Below are 22,991 nucleotides of genomic sequence, written 5' to 3'. Positions count from 1 at the left end.
CGCTTACAAATCCTCATTCAGTCCGGAGAGCCAGACATCATCGACTTCGTTCTTTTTCAATGCGTCGCTCAGTCCCTGGCGGTAGTAGTCAACGAATTGATCTAACACCTTGAGTTGTTGATCGCCCAGCACCTGAGGGAGTGGCTTGGTCTTACGCTGATTCTGCAGGTCCAGGACCATGAGCTTCCAAGCGACAGCATCCAATTGCTCGGCAGTCCAGCCCGGCTCTTCGCCCGCAAGCTGAACCATGTGGATCTGGCTTCCGCGGCCGCCCTTGTAGTGGAACCCCACCACGCCTTCGCGAACGGCCTCGGCAGGTTCCATGCGGGAGCGGTTCTCTGTCATGCGGAATGCGATGGTTCTGGTGAAACTGCCAAGGATTCCGTTGATGAAGCGCAAATCACCGATACCGGATAGCTTTTCGTCCAGATCCTGCAGTTCCGAAACCCGCTCTGAACGGAAACCGTCGGAAACGAGAATGTGCTTGCGACCTTCGTCGCTGCGCAAGTCCTGGCGGGCGATGCTCACCACGGCGCTGAACCGTTCGGCAAGCACACTGGCCAGTACCGGCCCCTCGGGATTCCAGGGGAACAGTTTGGATCGGTACTTCTCCCAGAATGTGTTGATACCCTCTCGTGCCCGATCATACTCATAGAAATGTTTTTGGTTGCGCTTCAGCGGCACCATCTCCCGACTGATAAAAAGCGGCGTATCCAGAAGAATCAACTGGGCTTTCGATTCAGATTCCAAAAGACGCTGAACCAACTGATAGCCATGCCGCATCTCCACCAGATCGAGCCGCTTTCTTTGCGCCTCGAAGTCGATATCGTCCAACTCCGAAACTGAATCCGTGCCACGCGTGCTCACACGATTTTCGTCGATCAGCATGTCGGTACGGACGCCTGCTGATGCATAGATGAAGCCACCGAGCGCCTTCTTGATGCGGGAACTGGTCGTTACCCCAGACACCGACACATTGATGACACTGGGCCGGGCCACTGGCCGAACCAATCCAAGGTCACGAAAAATCGGTGCAACAGACTCGATATCCCGGATCTGTTTGAGCAGTCGGCCCGCACTGCCCGGCAGCCGGATCTGACTCTCGATCGCCAGCGTCTGGGCCAGCGTCGAAGGCGTCATGCCACCTCCTCCCGTAGCCCAATCGCATACCCCCAGAAGGGCGAGCGTTGCAGGGCCACCACGCCACGCTCGGTCAGTCCCGAATCACCCAGAAACCCCATCTCCCTCAACGTCGAGACACCCTTGACAAGGGTGTCTTCGTCGAACCAGAACAACGGAACCGGGGAGGTCTCATTTGCACGGATCAACACGTCGGGATCCGACGTTTGCCAAGCATAGAGAGCCACGAGGAGTCCATAATCCATGCGACTCAGCGCCGCTTGCTTAGAATCCACGACACCAGCGTTATCGTCAGCCGCCGTTTTACCCGCGTGCTCATGCAACGCCCTCAGCCAGCCATCCAGGTCTGCGGCCTTGTCCAGGAGTGATATCGACCACAACGGCAAGCAGGTCACAGCGAATACCCCGGTGCCGGAATGCTGCTTGGCGTATCGCGTGTTGACAGACCCATCAGGCCAACGGTGTCCCTCGGCTTTGTCGGCCTCGCCCGCCTGGCCGGTTATCTCGAAGCTGACCTCTTCGCGAAGTCGGTCTGGAACACTGATGCCAGAGGGTGCCGGCGCCTCATTGCGATACACCAGCTCCCAATCCAGAGTGTCGCAAAGTCGTCTTGGTTCGAACGGCGGGACCAACAACAGTGTTCTTCCTGACCGGCTGAACCAAGTCCGCCAGCCCGCCTTGGACTCTGCGTCAAGGCCCTGGTACCGGCTTCCAGTCATCATGACTACACCGGCTTGAGGAGGTTGCTCACCCACAGGAATGGCGTCGAGATGGGTTGCAAAGAACCGTCCTCGCCTGTGATCCGCCAACGTATTGTCCAGAAAAATCTTCATTTCACACCCGCGAAGGTGATCTGAACCTGAAGAATCCCTTTCGACACCAACGAGCGTTGCTCGTCGTCGTTTAGTGCAGGTTGCTTCCCTTCCAGAAGCTCAGTCGCGATGGCCTCCCACCGGGCCAGATCAATACCCGTCCCCTCCAATATCGATCCTGCTTTTTTGAACCAACTCTGCTCACGCAAATCAAGCTCAACGTTCATTTCATGCAGCGAAAGGTCGTTCACTTCACTTAATTGAAGTGCAGAGATGGTGGTCTCGCCCACCGACCTGAACAGCGGGTTCAGAATAACGCGCTGTCCGCTATTGATTGCCTCCAGCTTGCGGATGCGGTAATCGCACACGGCGTTCTCGATCGACAGCAGCTTTCCCCCAAGCGTGCTGGACTGCTGCTGTATGGGCTTGAGCAGCCGCTCTGGCTCGTCACGCAATGCGGCGAACTGACCCTTGCGCGCCTGCTGACTCAGCTTGTCGCGGATCTCGTCTGCCTTTTCATCCAGTTCAGGGATGCTGTCTTCGATCTGTCTTATCCCCTCCCTGAATACGAGCAAGTCCTTCACATGATCTGGCGTCGGATAATCCGAAGGCAGCGGCTCCATGGCGTTCGACGCGGCATTGATTCGCCTCTGAAGTTCTCCGAGATGATTGGTCACCGCTTGGAAACGGGACTTGAACTGCCGGAAGGTCTGCATAATGTAACCATCCACTTCCGACACTGGCTTGATGTTTTCGCTGTAGATGTCATAGCCGACCTCTCGCCCCAGCAACTCCAGCCTTTCCAGCACCCGGTCCAGGCGCAGTGAACGCAGGAAATGCAGCAGGGTGTCGGTACCCGCTTTCGCCTCCGCGGCTTGCGTGGCGGTGTCATCGGTCCTGTTGAGCGCCCCGGCCAGAATGTTGTGGATCGTTTCCAGCGACAAGGTAAAAAGCTTTCGCGGAAATGGGTGTTGCGCTTCCGGGTCAGCGCTGATTTCGCTGATCAGCAGGTTTGACCGTTCGGTGATCTTGGCGCCGCAACGATCGACATGCTCGGCGAAAAGACGCGCCCGTTTGACCCGCTCGTAGAGGGAAACCGCGTTATCCTCCAGTTGCACCGTCTTGTAGTGCTCAATCCCGTCGTCGGGCGGCTCCACAAACTTCACCTTCGACACCAACCGCCGCACTTCCGAACGCTGTTTGAGCAGCGCTGGGAACGCGTCAAGCACCGGCTGAAGAGCGTCGTCGCCCTTCTCGGTCAGGGCCTCTTCTTCCGTCTTGAGCTGGTCGAAGGTTTTCTTTCCTTCGGCCAGATGATCAGTGGCCTCGACGGTGTGAGTCCCCTCGGTCGCCGAACCGGGCGGTGCAAAAAGGTGGCGAATCCGGTCACTACCATAGACTCGCTCCAGCACGCCCACGGTGGCCGGGTAGTCCATCTCATCAGTGCCGTGCAGCCAATTCTCGGCTTCTTGGAGATCGTTACCCAACTCAGCCCTCGGTAAAGGTACCCAGCGCGGCGAGCGCGCCTTGGCATCTTCCAACTTCAATAGCAGCAATTCCTGGCACCACCACATCCAGTCATCGAAGACGGATTTCGGCGAGAGCGCGGTTCCCGACCAGAGATAGCCCCAGTACCATTCTTCCTTTGCCTGCTCCACGGTCCAACTCCTGAGCCTGCCGGGGTTGGCCATTCGCGCCAGGAAATGCGGGATACGGGCTTGCGCCTGGGCCGGTTGATCCAGGTCGATGAACAGTCCGCTGTGCTCGTTTCTGTCAAACCCCTGCGCGACGACGCGATTGCTCACGGCGAGCCGTGAAAACAGCCCTGAGAGTTCCTCCGCATCGAGACCATGCTCAGGTCCCAGTGCATGCAGTCCGCCGAGCTTGGGCTGCTCGATCGCAAACAGTTTCCACGCCTTGAACAGCAAGGCCCTGTCCTGCGGGCTAAGCTTCCCACTCGGACGCAACGGCCAGGCGATCAGACCCCGCGCATCAAGGCGCTGACGCCAGCGATGGATGGCCGCATAGGCAAAGTCGCGGATGCTGTTCAGGCGGCTCTTGAACTTGGTGGTGAATGCCTCTTCTTTGAGCTCGAAGCCCTTGCAGTGCACGGGGAGCAATCCGATCCGCTCCAGCACATCCAGTTCCGAACTGTTGAGGTGATAGAGCAGGATGTCGTCCTTCAGCGTCTCGGCCACGCTGCCCTTGACGTACTCGTCCATCACGCCGACCGATCCGGTAAACGCCATGACCGGGATGCGTCCACCGTCACGACGCAAACTGGTCACCAGCTTGTGCAAGTCGGTCAGGTCTTTCTTGTTGCTGACCCAGGCGAACCAGGCCTGGTTGTTGGGGTGGAGCTTCAGCCCATCGCAGAACATCAGGCCGCCTTGTTGCCCGCGGCCCTGTCCGCGCGGCGCCATCTGGATGACCATCTGGTCGCCCTTGGCATAGGGTTCTTCGGCGTACTGCCAGTTCTTATCCAGCAGCCGGAACAAACCCGCCAGCCGGGTCCGCGGACGGAGATTGGGGTCGCTGCCGCAGGTGGCCTCGAACGCCTTCATCCCCTTCTCGTGGGCATCCGCGAAACCCGGATCGCGGAAGATCATCGAGTTCTGCTGCTGGCTGCGGTAGCGCAGATCGAGGCGCAGCAGCATGGCCACACTGGGGCCGATATGGGTGGCATCGTCTTCCGACAACTGACGCTCGTCACCCACCAGCTTCTGCCACAAGGCATCGGCGGCGAACTCGGCCGCCGGATGATCGTAGAGCAGCCCCACCAGGTGCTTGAACTCATCCTTGGCCAGGGGGATCAACAAGGCCTCTTTATCCGGCTCGTTGATGGCAAAGGTGCGCAGGTTCTGCAGCAATCCCGACAGGCTGAGCCCCTGCTCGACCGAGGGATAGAACCACTCGTCCTTGTTGCGCTGAAACTTGGCCTCTTCCAGGGCGCGACGGCAGGTTAAGGGATCCCAGTGAACCTGGCGGTAAAGACTCGCCACCAGCTCGCTATCCTCGTTCTCGTGCGTGAGCAGTTCGCGGGTGCGCGGTGGGGCATCGGCGAGCGCGATCGGTAGCTGACCGAACAACAGTTTCCGCGCGGTGGCGAGCAGATCCTGATCGCTGGTTCTGATGCCCTCGATGGCATGATGATCCAGCACATGCTCGGCCACCCGCCCCGAACTCGCCAGCACCGCATCGAACAGATCGCCCACCGGCGGCACCGCCTTGCCAGCCTGAGCATACTGATCCAGCACCGCGTCGACGTTGGCCATGACCACGTTGAACCAGCCAAAGTTGGCCCCGGACATGGCATAGGCGGCCTCGACCAGCCCGGTCGGGTAGTCGAAGCGCAGCTTCTTGTCGGCGCGCAGTCGCGAAACATAGTCGGACACATCGGCAAAGGCATTGTGCTCCAACTCCACCAGTTCGAAGCGTCTCGCCGTGGACTGGATCTCCCGCAATTGCTGGCCGAGCAACGGCGAGCACAGCGCCACATAGCGCAACCAGGGCAGCTTGCGGCGCGGGTCTTCCTCTTTGATCGCCTTGCCGATCAGGCGTATCGCCTGTCCATCCAGGCGCTTCGCGTCGTCCACCTCCAAACCGAAGGTCGCTGTCTCGGCGACGGTTTCCAGCTCGTCCAGGACGACCAACAGGTAGCGGATACCAAAGGTCTGGAAGTACGCGTAGGCCGCGCTGACCAGCCGGGTGACCAAGAAGGGATCATAGTAGAGCGTTTCATCGCCGTGTTTCTGATCGAGCTCCAGTAGATCGGCGAGTCTGTCCGACTCGAACCCCATCGGTTCCAGGCGCCTTAGGGCCTGGCGGGCGATCTCCGACTGGATGGATCTGTCGAACGCCTTGGTGGCCAACGGCAATAGCGCCTTGAACAGACCAAAACCGAACCAGTTGTCGGAGTTCTGGTAGTCCGATGCAACCTGTGAGTAGCGGATATAGAGCCCGAGGTACTGGTCCCGCTTCTCCTCGCTATCGAAGAGCGCAGCCGCTTCCAGTTGCCCGCCATCCGCTCGGACATACCAGCCTCGCGAACAATCATTGATCTGTGCGACCAGCTCGTGTCCGAGGCGCGACTTACCCCGGCCCCACTCGCCCTCGACCGCGAACACATGGGCAAAGTTGTCGGCGTGCTGATCGACGGTGTGGATGAAGGTCTTGTACTGCCGGAAGAACTTGCTCTGCCCGACCAGGGGATCGCGCGGCGGATAGTCCGCGACACCGGTGGCCGCCCAGGCGTGCTGATTGGCCAGATTCACCACGTATTCGGGTGTGAGCGCCATGTCCTGCACCTCGTTCATGCGACCATCCTCTCTCTCACGGCGCGATGCTGGCGATCAATTCGCCACTGTTCGGCCTGTTCACGCACGGCTCGCCGCAGTCCGCGCCCGTACAGATCGAAGCTCCTGGCGCCTGCAATCTGGTAGCAGGCATCGGAAAACTCCGGGTGAAGCTGATAGAACCCCTGTTCGCCGGACAGCCCTTCGCGATAGCGCCACACCTTGCGCCGCAGCAACTCGCCGATCAGCGGCGACAAACGGGTGTTGATCTGCGACTCACCCGGCTCGAACGGGAAAATCGCCATGTTCAACCGGCTGATCACCCGCAGCAGGAAGCCGCCAAGGCTGCCACATAGCACCTCGGCACCATCCGGGTCTGCGACCAGCACCTGGATCTCGGTGGGTTGGAAAGCCTGCTGGCCCGCGGGCAGTTCGAGCAACAGGCCGCCGCGCCCCTCCGCCGTCCAGGCATCCTGCACATAGCCGACGACCGCCAGCAGGAAGGCCCAAGGGGTTGAGAGCACCCAGGGCATCACGGGCAGGCCGTCATCACCACCCCAATCGCCGGACAGGATGTAGTCCGGGCTGGCGGATGGGATTCGGGGCATCGCCAGCAGGCGTCCCTTGCACCAATTCCGGTCGGTCTTGATGCCCGCCGGATCCAGCGGGTTGAGCGAGACCAAGGCATCGCCCTGCCACTCGGCGAGACGGCTTGCCTCAGCCAGCACGCGGATTAATAACGGCGTTGCCTGGGCTTGCTCGGCGGTCATGTCCCACAGTGCGCGCTCCAGCGGCGCCAGCCTGGTTGGCGCGAGGCTTGCGCCGTCCGCTGCCGCTTCCACCCAGGCGGCGGCGCCGTTCAGACGCGTTACCAGTTGCACCAGCGCCTGCCGGTCGGACAACAATCCGGCCTCTTGGCAACGCGCCGCCGCGATCCGCGCCCAGGGGCGACGCGACTCGGGATCCGTTGCCAATACCGCCGCCACCGCCTCGCCGTCGGTGCTCAGACTCGCGCGCGCTCGCAACAGCCGCTGGCTGATGATCCAATGCCGCTCGTCCATGCTGGGATGCGCGAGGCCATGCAACAGGCGGTCGTTCTGTTTGTCGCCCGCGCGGCAACAGCCGCTGGCAAACAAGTTCAGCAGGGGTTTGCAAGCGACGCCGGTCATTGCGCATCCCCGCCGTTGTGCCGACGACGGTTGCGCTTGGCTTGTTGGTCGCTCGCCTGTTTAACCAGGTCTCGCGTCGCCTGGTAGGAGCGCTGACAAAAGGCCCGAAAAGGCGCCTCCTCGGCCTCGGCGGGCCAAACCCCAGTTTTGGCGGTGAGCTGCCCACTTGCCAACTCGTATCGGGCCAGGATGTCGATGTATTCTTTGCGGTCGCGCACCTCGATCACCAGCGGCAGATGGCCGGAACGCAACACCGGAATGTTGCTCAGCAGGCGGGCCAGGCGTCCATTGCCGTCCCAGAATGGGTGCACATGGACAAACCCCAGGTGCAGCCGGGCATAGGCATCGACTGCGTCCGTCTCGCTTAATTGCTCGCCAGCGAGCCGATTAAGCTCGGCCAGCCACTCGGTCATCAGCGCGGGTACGTCTTCGGGTGAGGCATATTCGATGAAGGTCTGCCGCCCCTCCTCGGTGACGGCATAGGTTCCGTTGGGCTCCAGCTTCCAGGCCCCGTAGGGCTTGTAGATGTCTGTAACGATTGTTGATTGCACCGCCCGGTGCAGCTCGAACAGGTGCGATTCGGTGACTGTCTCGCCCAAGCCCTGGTAGATCAGCTCGATGGCCCGTACATGCCCCATCACCTCCTGGTGATCCTTCAATGGCTTGCCGGAGACCGTCAGCCCCTCCTCAATGACGAACTTGGTCTCGCCAAGGGTGAGGGTGTTGCCCTCCAGCGCGGTAGAGCTATGCGTCCAGAGGTCGCGGATCTGGGCCAGCAGGGCCGCGCGCAGGTCGGGGTCGAGGCATTGGAGTGCTTTGAGGTTCATGATGATTCACCACAAAGGCACGAAGGACACGAAGGACACAAAAGAAAGCAAAGAAAAAGCTTTGCTCTTTTTGTGTCATTGTGTTGAGTATTCATTCTGCGACCTCCTGGTCCCTCAGTGGTTTGCCTGTTCCAGGAGTTCATAGAGACGGTCGAGGTCGGGGAAAAGAGGATCGCCTTTGCCATCCATGCCTTCAGTCTTTAGGCGGGAGAGGATGGCTCGGTCTTGGGAGGTATCGCCGAATTCGAGAGCTTTTTGTGTTGCGATGAATTGGGACTCTGTTACATTTCCCTCGATCAGCGCTTCCACTAAGAAACTCGCCGACTTACTGAGTTTATTGGCGATCCGTAACGCAAAATGCGCATCCAGGATCTTCGCCCCCATCATCTCAACAAACTTTGAGTCAAAAGTCGGGGCTAATATATGCAAAGGAACTTCATCATCTATTGCTGGATATGCGCTCCCAGAATTCCACCTCATGAGTTGCATGGTTGCATCATCAGAACGCAACCAAAGACCATAGAGTGCAGCCTCTTCATTAGAACGAAAACGCAGAACACTAAAGCCTGACGTGGCAACCATGTCCAATGGGGAATGATCATCAATAATAAGCGCCACATTCTTACGATTTGGCCTAACCGTAGATACAACCACATCGCCAAATCTGATGGTGGTCTTTGCTCGGGTTGGCGCATCACATGCTCGAATAAGATCTGCGTCTATTGTTCCGGTCGAAACATTAATCCCACCAATTTCATAATAATAAAAATAGCTGTCGGACTTTTTCCAGCCAGCATTTACTCGTTTACACAAATCACCCAACTTGACATAACCCACCTTCCTTAGAAGTTCCTCGAGCTTCAGGTAGGATGACTGATAGAACCATCCGTCCAATCTAGACTCAGTTAAAATTTTAGTAGATACGAAGCAAGCCTCCTTTATTATGACATCAGTTTCTTGATTGACAACAGGAAGCGTACTGGCAACTTTGGCTTTCCTATTGCGAGACCAAGCAAATAGCATTTCGGCTTGGCGAATTTTGTCACCAATATATTTCTGCACTTCTCTACAAGGCAGGAACACCTTTAAATATTTTACCGCATCCGTTGATGTCGTTGGCTGAGCAACCTCTTTCAATTGTCGCTTTAACTGACTAAGGCCATAACGTGAAGAAGAGAAAGCATACAGATAATCAGGATCAGCTTTTGCTGAATCTAAACGAGCAATGATGATATTTGGCGAGATACTAGTTTCAGCATTAATAACCGAAACACATGGCATCCCCACCCTACCAAAATACAAGTTTTTACCCGAATAAACCTTCAATCCATATTTTTTTAGCAACTCCTTGGGTACCTTGACAACAGAAGCATCGTCGAAAGTATTCGATGTGATATTTAGAGGGCGGACAAAAATAACGCCTTCTTCTGCATAAAGATCGTCAGCAATAGCGTTACCACCAAACGGCCCGCATGACACACCCTTAACAAGCGTATATAGGGACACGGCCCCAAACGAATCCAGGCGATCATCTAGGGACAAATATTCAGGATGGTAAAAGCCAGCATCTAAACGTTCGTTTAGATTCGTTGTTGCTACCCTTGTGGCAAACATCCCCCCTCCAGCCCTTTTAAGGTGCATGAAAACTACAATCAAGATCAAGCGGTTACGATTTCGAGTGAATCTGGCAATCACCGAACCATGCTACCAGCAGTAAGCACCTTGACGAAAAATTAGTGACTTACAGTCAGACGAATTTCGTCACCTTAAAAGGGCTGCCCCCCTCTTATACGCCCCAACGATCTTATCCAGATCATTGGAAACCCCAGCCGAGTAGTCCTCGATATTGTTCTTCACCAGGTAGCCAAGCGTTTCGGCGACGGCCATGAACACGTCCGTCTGCGGCACCGGCAGAAACTGCTCGGGGTTATCCTCTCGCGCATGGTGTTTCTGCAGGTAGAGGATCGAGGTCTTGGCGCCCGTACCGCTGAGCTTAAAGGTATCGGCAGGCAGGGAGATCAAGGCCTTGACGATGGCCTTGCCGTCAACGAACTCACCGGATTTCTTGTCCTTCTTGCCCTTGATGTACTCGCGGACATAGCGGTCACCCAAGTTGCAAAGCACGCCTGGCAGTCTGAATGGCTGCTAGCAGCGGTGCGTAGAAAGACTGATCATGAAATGAACTCCTGCATCGCGATTAGAAAGGCAGCGGCTTGGTCGATCGTCCACTGCGTCTTTTCCCGGTCGATGGCCTCGCCGGTGTAGTCAGAACAGTCGAATCCGTTCCACTTGATTGATGGATCGGCCAAGATCAGCCGGGATCAGCCCTGTCATGACCAATTGCTCGCCAAACGCGGCAATCAGCCCGCGGTGGGTCTTGGTCGTGGCGGGATTCAGGCCAGGGTCGGCATGCAACAGTGCGGCGTGGGCCGCATCAAACATCGCATAGTAGGCGCGGTTGCAGGCGCCCTCGGTATCACCATCGGCGAGCAGCAAACATGCCGATGCCAAGGCACGGCGGGCCTTGCTGAGGTAGTCTGCCGGTGTCACAGACGCACCCCATCGTGCAGGACGTTCTGAATCAGCGCTGGATTACCGAAGCGCTCGGGGTGCGCCCATTCGTCTTCCCAGAATGGCAGCGCATCGACCAGGATTCCGGTCTCCAGCATCACGTCGAACGCAATGGCCGCCATCTCCACTGCCGTATCCGCGCGGCTGCCGGTCGTGCCTTTCAGTAACAACGCGATATCGGCATCACTTTCACTGCCTGGCTGCTGCCTGGCACGACTGCCGAACAGATAGGCCTCGCGCAACGGGTAGTGCTGACGGATCCGATCCAAAAACAGCTTCGTGGTGTGCTCGGTTTCACTGTCCATGGCCAACTCCGAAATAGATTCATTCACCACGCTTGTAGGCTCCCACGATCTTATCAAGATCATTGGAAACTCCGGCCGAGTAATCCTCGATATTGTTCTTCACCAGATACCCAAGCGTTTCCGCCACGGCCATGAACACATCCGTCTGCGGCTCCGGCAGGAACTGCTCTGGGTTGTCGTCTCGCGCATGGCGCTTCTGCAAGTAAAGGATCGAGGTCTTGGCCCCCGTGCCGCTGAGCTTGAAGGTGTCGGCAGGCAGCGAAATCACGGCCTTGACGATCGCCTTGCCGCCGACGAACTCGCCGGATTGTTCGTCCTTCTTGCCCATGATGTACTCGCGCACATAGCGATCACCGGAATTACAGAGCACCCCATCCGGCAGCACGATCAGCAAGCGACCGCCGGGTTTCAGCAACTGCAGGCAGCGGTCGATGAACAACACGGCCGGGTCGATGGAGCCGCCCTTTACCTGCTTCCAGTTGCCCTTGTTGCCTGGCTTGCTGCCCATGGCCAAGCCGCTGGTCGTGGGAAACAGCTCATATCTTGGCTTCTTGCCGGTGGAGACATTACGCAGGTCGGTGCGGAAGCCGGCCCAGATGGGATTACCGTCCTCGTCCAATTCCAGATCGCCGGTATCCACCCAGGTCATGCGCACATGATCATAGTAGGCATTGTAGGACTCCATCACCTGCTTGGCGGGACGAAAGCCGCCCAAGACCTGCTCCATGTTGGCCTCCTAATGCTTCTTGGACTCCGAGCCTTTCTTGTCTGATTTGAATTTCGGGGTTCCGAAGGGCGGATTGGTGCAGATCAGGCTGAAGCTGTTGGGCTTGAGGGCGCGCGTGGTCAGGGAGTTGTCGGTGTAAAAGATCTTGGCCTTGTTGGCGCCCTGCAAGGCCATGTTGACCCGTGCGAGGGTGACCATGCGCGGCGCGGAGTCAGCGCCGACGAAACTGTGCTCCAACAGCTGCTCTTTTAGCTTTTCTCTCTCCGAATCAGGCATGTTGCCCAAGTTGTCCAACATCGAATTCAGCCGACTAAGCGCAACCGATCCGAAGCCGTAGGTTCCGCAGGCAGGATCACAAAAGCGGAATTGCCCGGCGGCCAACTCTTCCACGGCCTTGAAATCCTTGGCTATGTCATAGCATGCGATTTCCAGCATCGCCTGCTTGACGGGGTTGGGCGTCAGGTAAACCCCAAGTCCGCCCTTGCTCTCGAAGTTGGCGCGGAGGAAGACATCAAACACGCGCCCCAGCAGATCGGCCTGCACGTCGGACAGCTTGCCCTGATCCTTGACGCGCTTGCCTTCGTTGGTGGTGACCGGCCCCAGGTCCTGAATCGCCTCCAGCAAGGTTGCATAGTTCTTCGGCTGCATCAGCCGCAGGTGGGTCTTGTCGTCAAAGATGGCGTTCCTGCTGCCATCGTCGGTGATGACCACATAGTCTTGGTGCGCCTTGAGCTGATCGAAGGCGGTCTGAATCTGCTTGACCGCGAGATCGCCGTGTTGGCGCACGTAGCGGTAGTCGAAGACTTCCGGGAAGTTGAGCTGCTTGCCTTCGTACTCGAAGGTCAGATCCTCATCCTGATGGCAGCGGAAGGACTCCAGGAACAGGATTTTGGCGACCTCTTCGATGATGTCGTTCTTGTCCGACACCCGGTCCTTGACCGTCTGGTACACCTGCTCGTGAAACGCATCGAGCTGGTGCATCAAGCGGGTGTAGATCTGCATCGACCACTTCAAGGTGGTGTATTTGTTGAGCCGCTCGTATTCGCGGATCAGCTCGATGCCCGGGATCTCATCGACCGAGTGGGTACCTTCGGTGCCGTCCAGACCGAACAGCGCATAGCAGCGGCTGTTGGTATCGTCTTTCAGATGCGCAAAGACCGGCCAGTCGTCTTCCAGCGAAGCCAGCAACTCGTACGCCAACTCATCGAGCTTGGCCTCCTGCGAGTATTCCCAGTGGCCAGGGTCGAGCGCGATCAGCAGGATGCGGGGCGTTTCGTTACCCTGGACTTCGCCCCAGACGACTCCGGCATGGACGAAGTCGTGGGCCTTCTCCAACGGCAATTCCGCGCCAAAGGCGGCATAGTGATGTCGCAATGCCTGGTAGCGCTCAGCCAATGTTCGATCACGCATGTCTTGTTGTCCTGCCACGGGTTACTCCGTCTTGTCGCGTCTTGATCTGTGCCTAAGCGTTGGCTAACCGAACCATCGGCCCGGTGATCATCAATACCGGATGGCTTTCAATCGCCGCCCGCAACATGGGGTCCGTTACCACCGTTCCCGGCGGCAACTTGGAGCGGAGCTGCGCGATCGGCACCGGACGCCCCAGTTCCGCCACCACTTTGGCAATGGCGTCGCCAAGATCCACTGGCGCATTTGCCTTGGTGCCGAGACAATAGCTGGGGTTGTCCGGCTCTTGTTCTTGCTCTTGAATCTGCATATCCGGCAGGTTGCGTAGCCACAGACGCGTCTGGGCTGGAGTCCAGGCCAGTTCCTGCCACAACAACGGGTTTCCCTGGCGCATCTGTTCCAGCGACTGCGGCGCGCTTGCGAGCGCCTTCTCAAGCGCCCGAAGCTCATTCAAAACATCCATCACCACCCCCCTTCCGGTTCTGCTTCGCGGCCCTTATCGTCAAATCTCGGATGAATGCTTCGGTAGCAGTCGAACATTGTCTCATTGGCGGTTAGTGTGCGTGAGCATCCAGATCACAGATCCTGAGCACCCTGCAACCCCATTCCTGTTCGACGGTCGGGTGACGCGAATTCACAGTCGCCAGCTTTGTCAACGGCACAGCCGTCCCCTCCTGTTGCAGGCGGCGCGCCAGATGCCGTTGCTCCATCACCGAGATCCGCAGCCTCACCGAGAGGTTTTCGGGCTCGAAAAGACGCCAACGGCACGCATCCAAAGCGAGCGATATGAAGTCCTGGTAGCGTCAAACTTCAAGCGAGCATCAAGATTTTCACGCGGGCGATCAGCCAAACTAGCGCTGAAAGATTTCTCGAGGTGTGCTGGAAAAGAAAATATGCGGGATCGCGGCGGCACATGGCTTGTTGAGGCCGATTTAGGTTGGAAAACAGACAGGCGGGCGGGGTAAGGTACTGAACGATTGAACTCCCTGATCCTTTCATCGGACTTTTAATCCGTGGGTCGCTAGTTCGAGCCTTGCTCGGGGAGAAAATAATAAAAGTGTTAACGTGAAAGCGTAATCCCTTCAGAGCACGACTCAAGAGCATCACACGCGCGCGCCCTTGGGCACCACCACCACCCCCTGGGGTGAGACTGAAAAGCGCGCGCGATCCTCCTTGCGATCAACGCCAATGCGCGCGCCCGGTGAGACCACCACGTCTTTATCGAGAATGCAGCGGTTGAGTTCGGCGCCAGCTCCAACCTGGACTCGATCAAACAGAATGGAGCCATCCACTATGGCGCCGTCATCGATAGTGACACAGGGGAAAAACACCGAACGGTTCACCGCACCGCCACGAATCAGGGTTCCAGCAGCCAGCATGGAATTCACGAAAACCCCCTCGTTTCCCGAGCCTGGTCCCGGCACGGTGCGCGCCGGTGGATGCTGCCCCTGATAAGTCAGTATGTTCCAGCACGGCTGATACAGATCGATCGCCGGGCGCGATTCAAGCAGTGACATATGCGCTTGGTAATAGGCGTCGATCGAGCCGAGGTCGCTCCAGTAGCGATCCTGCGACACCCGCCCGCGTTCGCCCCCAAATCGATATGCGCTCACGCGCGCCCCGGCCGATGATGTGAGCAATGACGCCACAAAATCGGTATCACAGTGACCATTACTGGCCCGCACCAGTTGGTCGAGTTGCTCGAGCAGGTAGTCTTTGTCAATGACCACGACACCCATGGGGGCGAGCCCTGTTGGCGGATGGTCGGTTGCGGGGCCATGGACAGCAAGGACTTGGTCATCCTCGCTGCATTCAACTCGGTAAAGGCTAGGGGCAGACTCGTCGGTCACCGGTCGCAGCGCGGCGGTGATCTGGGCCTGCTGCTCATCGTGCCAGCGCAGCATGGCCGCGTAATCCATCCGATAGACAGCCCCCCCGTCGAGCAACAGCAGACGCCGCGCGGGATTGCGCTCAATCAGATAGCGGTTTTGGCGCAAGGCATCCACAAGGCCAAGATACCAACCTCCATCGACGCGCATTTGCGGCGGCAGGGGCGTGATGAACTCGCCAAGCTCCGGGTTGAATAGTGACCAGCCGTCACGCAGATGCTTGTGCAACGAGTGGGACTTGTACTGCGTCAGCACCAAAATCTGCCGCAGCCCGGAGTGCAGGCAGTTGGCGAGACTGAAATCAATCACCCGGTATTTCCCGCCAAAGGGCACGGCGGCTTTGGTACGTTCTTCGGTCAGTTCCGCCGGCGTGCCACGCTCGGTGGCGATGAGGAAGGTCAGTGTCTGGGTTGGCATGGCAATCTCTCCTTGGGATGGTCTCCCTTGAGGACCTTGCGCGCACCCTATCATGGGGACACGCGCCGGCCGGACTCTCGCGACCCGGCATTCAAGGCGCGCAAGGATAGCATGCCCGCCTTGCCCCGGAGGGTGCCGCCAAAACAGGCGAAGCGCTATCATGCCGGGATGCCCTCGGCACAGCACGCACTTTCGACTCAGGATGCGCGTCCATCACCGAACTTATCGCAGACTTTTTCGCAGACCGCATTATCAACAGGAAATTTTCCGCATGAGCGCACAGCTTCTCGATGGCAAGCGAATCGCCGCAAAGATTCGCTCCCAGCTTCAGTCCAAGGTTGAGGAATTGCTTCAGCACGGCAGCCCACGGCCGGGCCTGGCCGTGGTGCTGGTCGGCAACAATGCCGCCTCCCAGGTCTATGTGCGCAACAAACGCAAGGCCTGCACCGAGGTCGGATTTTACTCCGAACTGCATGAGCTACCAGAACACAGCAGCCAGTCCGAGCTCCTGGCGCTCATTGACCGGCTTAACCATGATGAGCGCATTCACGGGATTCTGGTGCAATTGCCGCTACCAGAGCAGATCGATGACGAAGCGGTGATCGAGCGGATCGACCCAATCAAGGATGTCGATGGCTTCCATCCCTACAATGTTGGGCGCTTGTCACTGCGGATGCCGCTGCTGCGTCCCTGCACCCCCAAGGGTGTGATGACCCTGTTGTACCAAACCGACCAACCACTTGAGGGGCTGGACGCGGTTGTGATTGGCCAGTCCAATATCGTCGGGAGACCGATGGCGTTGGAGTTGCTTGCCGCGCGTTGCACCATCAGCGTCTGCCACAGCCGCACCCGCGATCTGGCCGCGAAGGCCCGCGCCGCCGATGTGCTGGTGGTTGCCATTGGCCACCCGCGCTTCGTTGCCGGGGATTGGATCAAGCCAGGTGCAATGGTCATTGACGTGGGCATGAACCGCGACCAGGACGGACGACTATGCGGCGATGTCGACTTCGACAGCGCTCGCGAGCGCGCCGGCTGGATCACCCCTGTACCCGGCGGGGTGGGCCCCATGACCATCGCCAGCCTGCTCGAAAACACACTCCAGGCCGCGCAACTGGCCTCCAAGGACCCATTGTCCAGTCCCATGAGAAAACTGCTCTAATACCCCCTTCAAGCGGACGCTCCGCGCCTTGTCGCAAATGTTGCCATGGTCGCGAATGGAGCCAGCGCGAATAGAATCCCCGCCCGCCTGCTCGCGCTCAACCTGGGGCGAGCGGCACCCATGACCAGCAAGTCCGTTGTCTTGCATATCCGAGCGCGACATTGCTCGTTCTTGGCACCGCTTACATTGATAGTCTGACTTTTCACCATGTCTGAAACTCCCATCATCCGCGCCATGACTCGCACCGAAGTCGATCAACTGGTCGACTGGGCGGCACTTGAGGGCTGGAATCCCGGCCTGCGGGATGCCGACATCTTCTGGCTGACCGACCCGGACGCCTTCATCGCCGCCGAGTTTGAGGGTGAACTCATCGGTGGTGGCGCCATCGCGGCCTATGGCGATGGCTTTGGCTTCCTTGGCTTTTTCATCGTCCGGCCGGAATATCGAGGTCGCGGCTTCGGGCGAAAGCTATGGCGGGAGCTGCGCGAGCGTCTCGCGGCGCGCCTGCGACCGGACGCGACCAGCGGACTTGATGGCGTCTTTGCCATGCAGCCGCATTACGCCCGCGACGGCTTCGTCTTCTCGCATCGCGATATCCGCTTTCGCGTCGAGCTTTCGCGGGCTCCCGAACAGCAGGACGAAGACGCCCAGCCGGACTTGCTGGTCCCGCTTGAGCAAATCCCTGTCGATGAGATTCTGGACTATGACCGCCGCTGTTTCCCGGCTCCGCGTGAACGCTTTCTGCGTGCCTGGATTCGGCAGCCCGGGGGATATGCCTTCGGGTATCACCAGAACGGAGACCTGCGCGGCTTTGGCGTCGCGCGCCGCTGTCGCGAGGGGTATAAGATTGGGCCCTTGTTCGCCGACAATGGCAAGATCGCCGACGCCCTGTTGCGGAAGTTGATCCAGTCCGTTGCGGTGGGGCCTATTTTTCTCGATGTTCCGGAGAACAATCCGGCTGCCGTGGAACTCGCCCATGCGCACCAAATGGTCGAAGTTTTCGGCTGCGCACGCATGCATGAAGGTCCCACGCCGCAAGTGGATCATTCGCGCATCTTCGGCGTCACCACCTTCGAGTTCGGCTGATATCGGCATCCACTACCAACTGCCCACCATCGACCGCCCACTGTCCACTGGCACAAGATAAACCACAGAATCAATCTCAACAGCACGGATACTGAGCCATGGCCGCACCTTCCCCCAAGATCGAAATCTAGCGTATCGCGTCTTGGCTCCATCGTGCTGGCGCTAGCCCCATTGGCAGCCACAATGCCGGCATGCACCGGACCGGCGGCCAATCAGGCAGCGAAGCAGGCTCCCGCCACCGAGCAGGTTAAGGCTGGTCTCGCGGAGCTTGACCTTATCAAGCACAAGCCCGACGATGATCTTGCCATCAGGATCTGGGGCATCCAATCCAAGCCGGTTGTGCTCTCGTCTTGGCCTCAGGCGAGCTGATCGAGAAAGGTAATGACTGCCTGTTGAAAGGCAGTGGGCGCCTCGATGTGCGCGAGGTGGGAACAGCCCTTGAGCAATTGCCACTCGGCATGGGGTAATTTATCGAGCATGGCCTGGTTGATGCGCGGTGTCGACTCGTCGAATTCCCCGGAGATGAGCAAGGTAGGGCACTGAATCTCCTGGAGCATCGGCGTGCGATCCCAGTCCTTGAGATTGCCGGTGATGTAAAATTCGTTGGCGCCCCACATGACCGTATAGGGTTGACCGATTTCCATGAGTGCGCGCTGGATCACCGCGGGCCAGGGCTCCAGTCGCAGCAAATGGCGGCGGTAGAAGGCCAACACGGCCTTTTGGTAGTCAGGGTGATGGGTACTGCCCGCGGCCTCGTGCTGATCGAGCACGGCGCACACATCGGCATCGAGCTGCGTACGCAGACGATGCGTCTCCTCGCCCCACAATGGCGCGCTCGCCGTGCTGTTGGCCAGTACCAGCCCATCCAGCCCCGCCGGGCGCGTCAATGCATATTCAATTGCCAGCATGCCGCCCCAGGATTGGCCAAGGATCACGACCCGCTCCAGCCCCAGGGCGGCACGCACCAGGTCGATCTCGGCGACAAAGCGCGGGAGTTGCCAGCGCTCGGGCTCATCAGGCTGGTCGGAGCGACCACAGCCGAGTTGATCATAAAAAATGACCCGTTGCCGTTCGGATGCCAGGGCATCCAGATTCCGCAGGTAGTCGTGGGGCAATCCCGGGCCACCGTGAAGAATCAGCAGCGGGGTGCGCTCGCGCTCCGCGCCGCCGCCAATGCAACAGGTCCAAACATGATTCCCGTGCTCGACAGCGACCCGACGCTCCTCAAGCAGTCGCTCAGTGATCGCTCTAGCTGTCTGGCCAGTGGTTGCGTTTGTGGTCATTCTCTTGACTTCCTCATGACGGTGATTTTGCACCTGGCCTTCGCCTTAGATCATCAACCGAGCCACTGGCGACCGCACCAAAGGTAGTCAGGTCTGCCATCCCTGATGTTGAAGACCAGGATGACCTGTCCACGCAAGCGGTGATTCCAGGAGGGTGGCTCGGATTATGGTCAAAACCAATCTAGCTGGTGGCGACATTGCGCACGCCCCCCCCCGCACGGTCAGTCCACGGCCGAGTGGTGCGATATTTCAGTTGGTTAGCCAATTTTGGCAGGCGAGCGTCTGCTCTTTCCAGGGTAAACGCCTGATGCGTGTATCATGGCCAGCACCGAATCCGGCAGCAGGTAACGCGGACTTCTTCCCTGCGACAGGGCGGCGCGGATGGCGCTGGCGGAAATGGCCATCTGGGTCACCTCTTGAAACCAAATAGCGCCGGCCGGAGCTTGGCGCAGGCACTCCGGATCACTGCCGCGATGCCTTGCAAGCAGGTCGCGCAAGCGCGGATCGGTGGATGTGCGCGCTTGCGGACGCCGCATCACAATCAAATGCGCGAGTTGCAAAATTTCCTCCGGCCGATACCAATCGGCAAAGCTCTCGAAGGCATCACCGCCAACCAGCAGGCACAGGGACAAATCCGACCCAAGCTCGCCGCGCAAGGAGATGAGTGTATCCAAGGTCCGCGATAGCCCCGCGCGGTCGAGTTCTCGCCGGTCGGCAATCAACCCCGGCTGGCCAGCGATGGCGGCCTCGAGCATGCGCAGCCGCTGCTCGCCGGAGGCCACCGGCTGGGGACGATGCACGGCCTGATTCAGTGGAATCAGCCGTAACTGCTCAAGCCCCAGACGCTGATAGACCTCGAACGCCGGTCGCAGATGACCGAAGTGAATCGGATCGAAGGTCCCGCCAAATACGCCGATCATGCCGGTGCCCGCGCGCAGTCTCACCCCCGTACCTGGCCATCCCCAAGCACGATGAATTTCTGGCTGGTCAAACCTTCGAGCCCGACCGGACCGCGGGCGTGGAATTTGTCGGTACTAATGCCAATCTCCGCACCCAATCCGTACTCAAAGCCATCGGCGAAACGCGTGGAAGCATTGACCATCACCGAACTGGAATCCACCTCGCGCAGAAAACGCCGGGCGCGACTGTAGTCCTCGGTCACAATGCTGTCGGTATGGCGCGAACTGTGGCGCTCGATGTGGTCGATGGCCGCGTCCAGGCCGGAGACCACGCGGATGGACAGGATGGGCGCCAGGTATTCGGTATCCCAGTCGTCCTCCGTGGCGGGTGTTGCCTTTGGTACCAGCCGGCAGGTCTCGGCACAACCCCGCAACTCGACGCCCTTTTCCGTCAGTGCCGTGGCGAGTCGCGGCAAGACGTTTGCGGCGACCCCTTCAGCGACCAGCAGAGTCTCCAGGGTGTTGCAGGTCCCAAAGCGCTGGGTCTTGGCATTCATGGCAATGGCAAAGGCCTTGTCCAGATCGGCCTGGTCGTCGATGTAGACATGGCAGATGCCATCGAGATGCTTGATCACCGGCATGCGCGCCTCGCGGCTGATACGCTCGATCAGCCCCTTGCCGCCACGTGGGATGATGACATCGACGTATTCGGGGCAACTCAGCATGGCGCCCACGGCGGCACGGTCGGTGGTGGCGATCACCTGCACCGCCTCCAGCGGCAAGCCGGCCTGCTCCAGCCCCAAGCGAATACACTCGGCAATGGCCTGGTTGGAGTGAAAAGCCTCGGAGCCGCCGCGCAGCAGACTGGCATTGCCGGACTTAAGACACAAGGCGGCGGCATCGGCGGTCACATTGGGGCGCGATTCATAAATGATTCCGACCACGCCGAGCGGCACCCGCATGCGCCCGACCTGAATGCCAGAGGGTCGATAATTGAGATCGGTGATGGCGCCAATTGGATCGGGCAGCGCGGCGATTTGGGTCAAGCCCTCGATCATGGCATCGATGCGCGCCGGGGTGAGTTCCAGGCGATCAAGCAGCGCGGCGTCCAGACCCTTGGCCTCGCCGGCCTCGAGATCGGCACGGTTGGCCGCCGCGAGTTGGACGCGCGCCTGATCGAGCGCGCCAGCCATGGCGAGCAGCGCCTGGTTCTTTTGCGCCGCGCTCGCGCGCGCCAGCGCCCGCGCGGCGGTGCGCGCGGCGGCCCCGGTTTGATCCATGTAGTCTTGAATGTCGGTGATGGTTGATTGCTGCATTGGCTTCAGACTGGCTCCCGTCAATTGATAGAGGATTCACGACCCGAGGGCTGTTGATTCCCTGCTTGCGTAATCACTGATCTCGTCGTCCCCTGATCTCGTCATTCGGGCTCGCGTGATTCAGGGCTGGCGTTTCACACCCCGCGCCAACCCGTCGGCGATGCGCGCGAGCATGGTCCAGGGATCGCCCTCGCCGCGACCTTTGATGGCGAGATCCACCGCCGCGCATTCCAGCAACAAACGCCACAGATAGGGCAGCGAATAGCGCTCCAGCGCCTGTATCACCCCCGCGCGGCGGGACTCCCATACCTGATGGGTTTGAAAGACGGCGTTTAGGTCAGCCCGCGCGCGGCGCGCAAAAGCAACCGCGGCCAGCATGCGCACTTCGCGCGCCAATACCCAGAGCACCAAGGGCTCGGCCGTGCCCTCCCCCGCCAAGCCATGGATGATGCGCTGCGTGCGCGCGCGATCCCCGGCCAGGGCGGCACCACTTAGGTCGAAGAGATCATAGCGCGCACTGTCGGCCACGGCGGCGCGCAGGGCCTCGGGATCAATGGGACCGGGCTCCAGCAACAACGCCAGCTTGCTGACTTCCTGATCAGCGGCGAGCAGATTGCCCTCCACCCGTTCGGCCAACAGCGCGGCGACCTCGGGCGTTGGCGTGAAGCCCTTGGCGCGCAAGCGCTGATCCAGCCATTGCACCAGCGCACCACCTTGCAGGCGACGAACTTCGAGAATCACGCCCACCCGGTCAAGCGTCCGCGCCCACTTGGTTTTCAGCTCCTTCCAGCCCAATGCGGGGGCCTGGATCAGCAGCAGCACGTCTTGCGCGGGCTTCTCGCAATAGGCGCGGATGGCGTCGGCGCCCTCGCGGCCGAGCTTGTCGCCGAGGCGCAACTCGATCAGGCGCCGGTCGGCAAACAGGGACAGATTGCCAGCCTCGGCGGCCAGCGAGGACCAATTGAAATCTTTGGTGTGCTCCAACACTTGTCGTTCGCTAAAGCCCTGTTCGCGCGCACGTGCGCGGATAGCATCCACGGCTTCCTTGAATTGCAGCGGCTCCTCGCCGCACACCAGGTAAACCGGCGCCAGCGCTTTGCGCAGTTGACCCTGCAACTGTTCCGGGCGCAGCTTCATGGGACCTGTGGAGTTAAAGCGGCCCGCAGGCTGAGCAGAATACGGTCGGCGACATCAGCAACCAGATCCTGGTAAATGATATTGGATTCGAGTTGCTTGCCGAGCACCGCCACATCAGGGTTGTCGTCGAAGGTGCGCACCGCGCTTAGAGTTTGCGGCGGCTGCACAACCTGGCCCCGAGCATCCAGGGCATCGAAGGTGACGGTGTAGGTCAACCCATAGGCCAACGCCAAACCGCTGCGATCCACCGCGACAACACGCGAGCTGCGCTGCTGTCCGAGCACACGCAGGATCAAGCCGGCCTCGGACGCGACCTGGGTGATACTGAGACCACCGCTCTGGAGCCGTTCTTCCATCGCCACACCAACTGCACCGCCGGACTGGATAAAGATCGGGCTATACTCGCTGGGAATATCCAGGGCGCCGCGCAATTGAAAACCGCAGCTGCTCGCGAGCAACGCCAGCGCCATGATCAGCCCCCAGGTAGAGAAACCGCGCCGGACCCATTTCCTAGCGGTCGCTCTGGGTCGCGGACCTTTGATGCGCATCATC

Annotated in this window: 20 protein-coding genes; 2 read left to right on the top strand and 18 right to left on the bottom strand. The window is 59.4% G+C overall.

Going from position 1 to position 22,991, the window contains the following annotated elements; translation table 11 throughout:
• Positions 1 to 3 precede the first annotated feature (3 nt).
• The 13 genes from Thiowin_RS07295 to Thiowin_RS07235 form a co-directional block, all read right to left on the bottom strand.
• Positions 4 to 1,140, bottom strand: a complete 1,137-nt coding sequence (locus Thiowin_RS07295) for a hypothetical protein (RefSeq protein ID WP_328987087.1) — start codon at positions 1,138 to 1,140, stop codon at positions 4 to 6.
• Positions 1,137 to 1,973, bottom strand: coding sequence for a hypothetical protein (locus Thiowin_RS07290; RefSeq protein ID WP_328987086.1), 837 nt, complete (start codon positions 1,971 to 1,973; stop codon positions 1,137 to 1,139). The genes Thiowin_RS07295 and Thiowin_RS07290 overlap by 4 nt, the downstream gene beginning before the upstream one ends.
• Positions 1,970 to 6,268 (bottom strand): hypothetical protein, encoded by a 4,299-nt coding sequence (locus tag Thiowin_RS07285; RefSeq protein ID WP_328987085.1) that lies wholly within the window; start codon positions 6,266 to 6,268, stop codon positions 1,970 to 1,972. The genes Thiowin_RS07290 and Thiowin_RS07285 overlap by 4 nt, the downstream gene beginning before the upstream one ends.
• A complete protein-coding gene (locus tag Thiowin_RS07280) occupies positions 6,265 to 7,416 on the bottom strand; it encodes a hypothetical protein (RefSeq protein WP_328987084.1) in 1,152 nt (383 codons plus the stop codon). The genes Thiowin_RS07285 and Thiowin_RS07280 overlap by 4 nt, the downstream gene beginning before the upstream one ends.
• The gene (locus Thiowin_RS07275) at positions 7,413 to 8,243 is read right to left on the bottom strand and encodes a Fic family protein (RefSeq protein WP_328987083.1); all 831 of its coding nucleotides are present in this window, start codon (positions 8,241 to 8,243) and stop codon (positions 7,413 to 7,415) included. The genes Thiowin_RS07280 and Thiowin_RS07275 overlap by 4 nt, the downstream gene beginning before the upstream one ends.
• Positions 8,244 to 8,357: 114 nt before the next feature.
• Entirely contained in the window at positions 8,358 to 9,857 is a 1,500-nt protein-coding gene (locus Thiowin_RS07270) for a restriction endonuclease subunit S domain-containing protein (protein WP_328987082.1), read from the bottom strand.
• Between the two features lie 147 nt (positions 9,858 to 10,004).
• The gene (locus Thiowin_RS07265; RefSeq protein ID WP_328987081.1) at positions 10,005 to 10,355 is read right to left on the bottom strand and encodes a hypothetical protein; all 351 of its coding nucleotides are present in this window, start codon (positions 10,353 to 10,355) and stop codon (positions 10,005 to 10,007) included.
• 153 nt (positions 10,356 to 10,508) lie between these two features.
• Positions 10,509 to 10,793 (bottom strand): HEPN domain-containing protein, encoded by a 285-nt coding sequence (locus tag Thiowin_RS07260; RefSeq protein ID WP_328987080.1) that lies wholly within the window; start codon positions 10,791 to 10,793, stop codon positions 10,509 to 10,511.
• A complete protein-coding gene (locus Thiowin_RS07255; protein WP_328987079.1) occupies positions 10,790 to 11,119 on the bottom strand; it encodes a nucleotidyltransferase domain-containing protein in 330 nt (109 codons plus the stop codon). The genes Thiowin_RS07260 and Thiowin_RS07255 overlap by 4 nt, the downstream gene beginning before the upstream one ends.
• 19 nt (positions 11,120 to 11,138) lie before the next feature.
• Positions 11,139 to 11,846 (bottom strand): N-6 DNA methylase, encoded by a 708-nt coding sequence (locus tag Thiowin_RS07250; RefSeq protein WP_328987078.1) that lies wholly within the window; start codon positions 11,844 to 11,846, stop codon positions 11,139 to 11,141.
• 9 nt (positions 11,847 to 11,855) lie between these two features.
• Complete coding sequence (locus tag Thiowin_RS07245) at positions 11,856 to 13,274, bottom strand: HsdM family class I SAM-dependent methyltransferase (protein WP_328987077.1); 1,419 nt, start codon at positions 13,272 to 13,274, stop codon at positions 11,856 to 11,858.
• Positions 13,275 to 13,308: 34 nt separating this feature from the next.
• The gene (locus Thiowin_RS07240; RefSeq protein WP_328987076.1) at positions 13,309 to 13,716 is read right to left on the bottom strand and encodes a hypothetical protein; all 408 of its coding nucleotides are present in this window, start codon (positions 13,714 to 13,716) and stop codon (positions 13,309 to 13,311) included.
• Positions 13,717 to 14,356: 640 nt separating this feature from the next.
• A complete protein-coding gene (locus tag Thiowin_RS07235; RefSeq protein WP_328987075.1) occupies positions 14,357 to 15,559 on the bottom strand; it encodes a glucose-1-phosphate adenylyltransferase family protein in 1,203 nt (400 codons plus the stop codon).
• A gap of 271 nt (positions 15,560 to 15,830) precedes the next feature.
• Between Thiowin_RS07235 and folD the strand changes: the two genes are divergently transcribed.
• Complete coding sequence (gene folD, locus Thiowin_RS07230; RefSeq protein WP_328987074.1) at positions 15,831 to 16,718, top strand: bifunctional methylenetetrahydrofolate dehydrogenase/methenyltetrahydrofolate cyclohydrolase FolD; 888 nt, start codon at positions 15,831 to 15,833, stop codon at positions 16,716 to 16,718.
• A gap of 207 nt (positions 16,719 to 16,925) precedes the next feature.
• Positions 16,926 to 17,804 (top strand): GNAT family N-acetyltransferase, encoded by an 879-nt coding sequence (locus Thiowin_RS07225; RefSeq protein ID WP_328987073.1) that lies wholly within the window; start codon positions 16,926 to 16,928, stop codon positions 17,802 to 17,804.
• 356 nt (positions 17,805 to 18,160) lie between these two features.
• Here Thiowin_RS07225 and Thiowin_RS07220 read toward each other — a convergent pair whose 3' ends face one another.
• From Thiowin_RS07220 to Thiowin_RS07200, 5 genes are all read right to left on the bottom strand, one after another.
• Complete coding sequence (locus tag Thiowin_RS07220) at positions 18,161 to 19,087, bottom strand: proline iminopeptidase-family hydrolase (RefSeq protein ID WP_328987072.1); 927 nt, start codon at positions 19,085 to 19,087, stop codon at positions 18,161 to 18,163.
• Positions 19,088 to 19,344: 257 nt separating this feature from the next.
• On the bottom strand, positions 19,345 to 20,007 hold the full coding sequence (gene nadD / locus Thiowin_RS07215) for a nicotinate-nucleotide adenylyltransferase (RefSeq protein ID WP_328988023.1): 663 nt from the start codon (positions 20,005 to 20,007) through the stop codon (positions 19,345 to 19,347).
• A 20-nt stretch (positions 20,008 to 20,027) separates the two neighbouring features.
• Entirely contained in the window at positions 20,028 to 21,302 is a 1,275-nt protein-coding gene (locus Thiowin_RS07210) for a glutamate-5-semialdehyde dehydrogenase (protein WP_328987071.1), read from the bottom strand.
• A 120-nt stretch (positions 21,303 to 21,422) separates the two neighbouring features.
• The gene (gene holA / locus Thiowin_RS07205) at positions 21,423 to 22,439 is read right to left on the bottom strand and encodes a DNA polymerase III subunit delta (protein WP_328987070.1); all 1,017 of its coding nucleotides are present in this window, start codon (positions 22,437 to 22,439) and stop codon (positions 21,423 to 21,425) included.
• Positions 22,436 to 22,990: an LPS-assembly lipoprotein LptE gene (locus tag Thiowin_RS07200; RefSeq protein ID WP_328987069.1), complete on the bottom strand. Its 555-nt coding sequence runs from the start codon at positions 22,988 to 22,990 to the stop codon at positions 22,436 to 22,438. The genes holA and Thiowin_RS07200 overlap by 4 nt, the downstream gene beginning before the upstream one ends.
• Between the last annotated feature and the right edge of the window lies 1 nt (position 22,991).

The organism is Thiorhodovibrio winogradskyi (assembly GCF_036208045.1).
Lineage (GTDB): Bacteria > Pseudomonadota > Gammaproteobacteria > Chromatiales > Chromatiaceae > Thiorhodovibrio > Thiorhodovibrio winogradskyi.
The sequence above is the reverse complement of the archived record's forward strand: the minus strand, read 5'-3'. Positions and strand labels throughout refer to the sequence as shown.